This window comes from Blastocatellia bacterium (genome assembly GCA_025054955.1).
Classification (GTDB): Bacteria; Acidobacteriota; Blastocatellia; order HR10; family J050; genus JANWZE01.
On record JANWZE010000081.1, the window covers coordinates 1 to 3,450 of the forward strand.

A 3,450-nucleotide genomic window follows, 5' to 3' on the forward strand; every position below is an offset into this window, starting at 1 on the left:
CGTAGTTGTACAGCACATCGAGATTGCCCTGACAGTCAGAACAATTGTAGACGTCTCGCTCAACCGCATGCTGCTTGCCGCACTGAATACACTGAAGCCCGATGATCCGTTCGCTCATATCCGTTCCCCAATCACTCATGAGCTGGGGTGGTAGGCTGCCCTTTCAGTCATTTCTCCATTGCTGGCCTCCAATCAAGACGCTGTCGTAGCAACCAACAGCACGCTTCGACAACGCCGCCGGCCACAGCGTTGGCTTTATCTGAAATCGTGAAACAGTACTCACGCACGCCGCGAGGGTCAATGTCTCCGACCTTGATGCCCGCTCGGACATGAACGCCCTCATGAATCAATCCACGAATCACACCGGAAAGCGCCGCCACGATGGGCTGACCGGACACCGATGCAACCACCTCGCCCTGCTCAACTCGATCGCCAATATCCCGGACTGGCTCAAAACGCCCCGATGCTGGCGCCCGCAACACACGCGCATCGGTCTGATCGCCAATCGGCGCGGGAATGCCCGTGCTTGGCTCGGCTGAACCTTCATACAAGACCCGCCCCAGATGATGCCCTCGATTCGTCTCAACAACAGCATGCGCATGTTCACCTACGACGAAACCAGGCCCCAACCCGATGACCACATCAGCTTCGTCAATCCGAGTATTGATCGAACGACGTAACATGCGCGCATCCACAATGACCTTCGGTTGCAGCGTCCGAGCAACAGAACATTCAGGATCAACAATGACGGCAACAGCCCCTCGCCGCAGAATCGCGTCAATCTGAGCCGGCGACGTTGCCAGCTCGCCAATGACGCCTTCTACCTGTGTGGCGCCAGTAAACACACACTCAGCAAACGCCACCTTGCGACGAATACACAATGGCTCGGGCAGCTCGGTCATCACCACGCGAAATCCCATCAGGTGAAGACGCCGCGCAGCAGCCGAACCAAGGTCTCCTGCACCTTTCAGCAGGACCAGCATAGTAGACAACGCTGAGTCTAAGCCATCGGCTGGCTCCGATCAAGCCGGAAATCTTCACGGCTGCATGACAGCGCCTTATGGATCGTGTAAGATTGAGCAGCCTCCTATGACAGCATATTGTTTCAAGCATGCCCGATGCGTCACGCTGGACCCGCCCAGCGTGTTTGAGGCGGATGTATTGATTGAAGACGAGCACATCGCAGCGGTGGCCGATTCAGTCACACCAGGCGAGCAGGTTGAAGTCATCAACCTGGACGGAAAAATTCTCATGCCCGGCTTGGTCTGCGCGCACACACACCTGTATTCGACCTTGGCTCGCGGGATGCCGGGGCCATCAGTGCCGCCGGAAAATTTCTTGCAGATTCTGGAACGCATCTGGTGGAAACTGGATCGGGCGCTCGATCAAGAGAGCCTCTATTTGAGCGCGCTGGTCGGCGCCATCGAAGCTGTGCGAGCTGGAACCACTTGCTTGATTGATCACCACGCCTCGCCCAACTTCATTCGTGGTTCCATCGGGATGGTCGCGCAGGCGATGGAAGAAATCGGCGTGCGCGGCGTCGTCTGTTATGAGATCACCGATCGCGGCGGCCAGCAAGAACGCGATGCTGCGCTGGATGAATCCTATGCTGTGCTCGATCATGTGCGGGATGGACTGCCCGCGCCTGACTTGATTCGCGCTCTGTTAGGCGCTCATGCTTCATTCACGCTGAGCGATGATACATTGAATCGCTGTGCGCATCTGGTTCAATTATTTGAAACCGGTTTGCACATTCACGTGGCCGAAGACGCATACGACGAAGCGCACGCTCAGACGACCTATGGGCGAACTGTCATTGACCGATTGGCGCAGTTCGGCTTGCTCAACGACAAGACCCTGCTGGCGCATGGCGTGCACCTGTCGCCGCAGGAGATTCTCACTGTGCAACAAGCGGGCTGTTGGCTTGTGCACAATCCACGATCAAACCTAAACAACAGCGTGGGACGCGCGCCCGTCGAATCCTTTGGCGTGCGCGTGGCGTTGGGCACGGACGGCATCGGCGCAGATATGTTTGAGGAGAGCAAATTCGCCTTTTTCCGCGCGCGTGAAGCGACACGGCAGGCCGATGCGCAGACCTATCTGCGCATGCTCGCCAACGGCAACGCGATCATCGCGCCGTTGTTTAACAAGCGATTTGGCGTGATCGAGCCGGGCGCTATGGCTGACTTGGTTATCCTAGACTACGTGCCGCCAACTCCGCTCCACGCCGATAATCTTGCCTGGCATTGGATGTTCGGGATGAACGCAACCCTTGTTGAAAGCGTGATGGTCGGTGGTCAGTTTGTCTATCGTGATCGCCGTTTTCCTGGCTTTGATCCCGCGCCGATCTACCAAGCAGCGCGGCAGGCAGCGCAGGCGCTCTGGCAGCGGATGATGACATAGGAGAACCCTTATGAGGCAACCACTGAAGCGTGTCGCTCTGTACTTACAAGACGCTCACTCGATCAGCGACGGCATCCGCTACTGCCAGTATGCTGAGCAGCGAGGCTTTGAAGCGGTGTGGCAGGCTGAATCGCGATTGGTGCGCGATGCCATTGTCCCGATGGCTGCGTTTGCTGCGACGACCACGCGGCTGAAGGTCGGCTCCGGCGTCATCAATAACTGGACGCGCAACGCAGCGTTGATCGCCGCGACGTTCTTGACGCTTGACGATCTGGCGCCGAATCGCATTCTGCTCGGCCTTGGCGCGTGGTGGGACCCGCTGGCGAAGAATGTGGGCATTGATCGTCGAAAGCCGTTGGTCGCGATGCGCGAGGTCGTGACAGTGGTGCGTCGTCTGTTGAACATGGAGCGTGTCACCTTCCACGGCGAGTTCGTTCATGTGAGCGACATCGAACTGGACATCGTGCATGGTCGGCGCGAGCCGCGCCACGTGCCCATCTACATCGGCGCGACCGGCATGAAGATGATGGAACTGACCGGCGAAATCGCTGATGGCGTGCTGCTCAATTACCTCGTCTCGCCAAAGTACAATGCCGACGCGATGGAGGCGCTGGAACGCGGCGCTCGCAAGGCCGGTCGCACGATTGATGTCATTGATCGCCCGCAATTGATCGTGTGCTCGTTGGATCAAGATCGAAAGAAAGCGCTCGACGGCGCGCGCAAGTTGGTCACGCAGTACCTGGGTCAGCAGCCGCACATCATGAAGGCCAGCGGCGTCAGTCAAGAGGTGCTTGATCAGATTCATCGCGTCTTAACCTGGCCCGCCACTGAAGAACAAATCGAACGAGCGATGGAGTTAGTACCCGACGATGTTGTGCAACTGATCACAGCCAGCGGCACGCCCGACGAGTGCGTGAAAAAAGTGCAAGAGTACTGCGCGGCTGGTTGCACGTGCCCGGTGCTTTATCCGCTCGGCGATGTCCGGTTGATGATTGATACGTTTGCCGCTGAGCCGTGGTGATTACGTCGCTCGATCAAGCCGTTGCT

General features: G+C 57.9%; 3 protein-coding genes. 2 read left to right on the forward strand and 1 reads right to left on the reverse strand.

What is annotated here, in order from left to right; all coding sequences use genetic code 11:
* Positions 1-167 precede the first annotated feature (167 nt).
* On the reverse strand, positions 168-983 hold the full coding sequence (gene yqeB / locus NZ823_10685) for a selenium-dependent molybdenum cofactor biosynthesis protein YqeB (GenBank protein ID MCS6805590.1): 816 nt from the start codon (positions 981-983) through the stop codon (positions 168-170).
* Between the two features lie 106 nt (positions 984-1,089).
* Between yqeB and ssnA the strand changes: the two genes are divergently transcribed.
* Both ssnA and NZ823_10695 read left to right on the forward strand, forming a co-directional pair.
* Entirely contained in the window at positions 1,090-2,403 is a 1,314-nt protein-coding gene (gene ssnA, locus NZ823_10690) for a putative aminohydrolase SsnA (GenBank protein ID MCS6805591.1), read from the forward strand.
* Between the two features lie 10 nt (positions 2,404-2,413).
* Positions 2,414-3,424: an LLM class flavin-dependent oxidoreductase gene (locus NZ823_10695; protein MCS6805592.1), complete on the forward strand. Its 1,011-nt coding sequence runs from the start codon at positions 2,414-2,416 to the stop codon at positions 3,422-3,424.
* Positions 3,425-3,450 lie beyond the last annotated feature (26 nt).

Bases quoted from the DNA above. Each gene is read 5' to 3' on its own strand.
- yqeB (MCS6805590.1), bottom strand. From the start codon at position 983: ATGCTGGTCCTGCTGAAAGGTGCAGGAGACCTTGGTTCGGCTGCTGCG.
- ssnA (MCS6805591.1), top strand. From the start codon at position 1,090: ATGACAGCATATTGTTTCAAGCATGCCCGATGCGTCACGCTGGACCCG.
- NZ823_10695 (MCS6805592.1), top strand. From the start codon at position 2,414: ATGAGGCAACCACTGAAGCGTGTCGCTCTGTACTTACAAGACGCTCAC.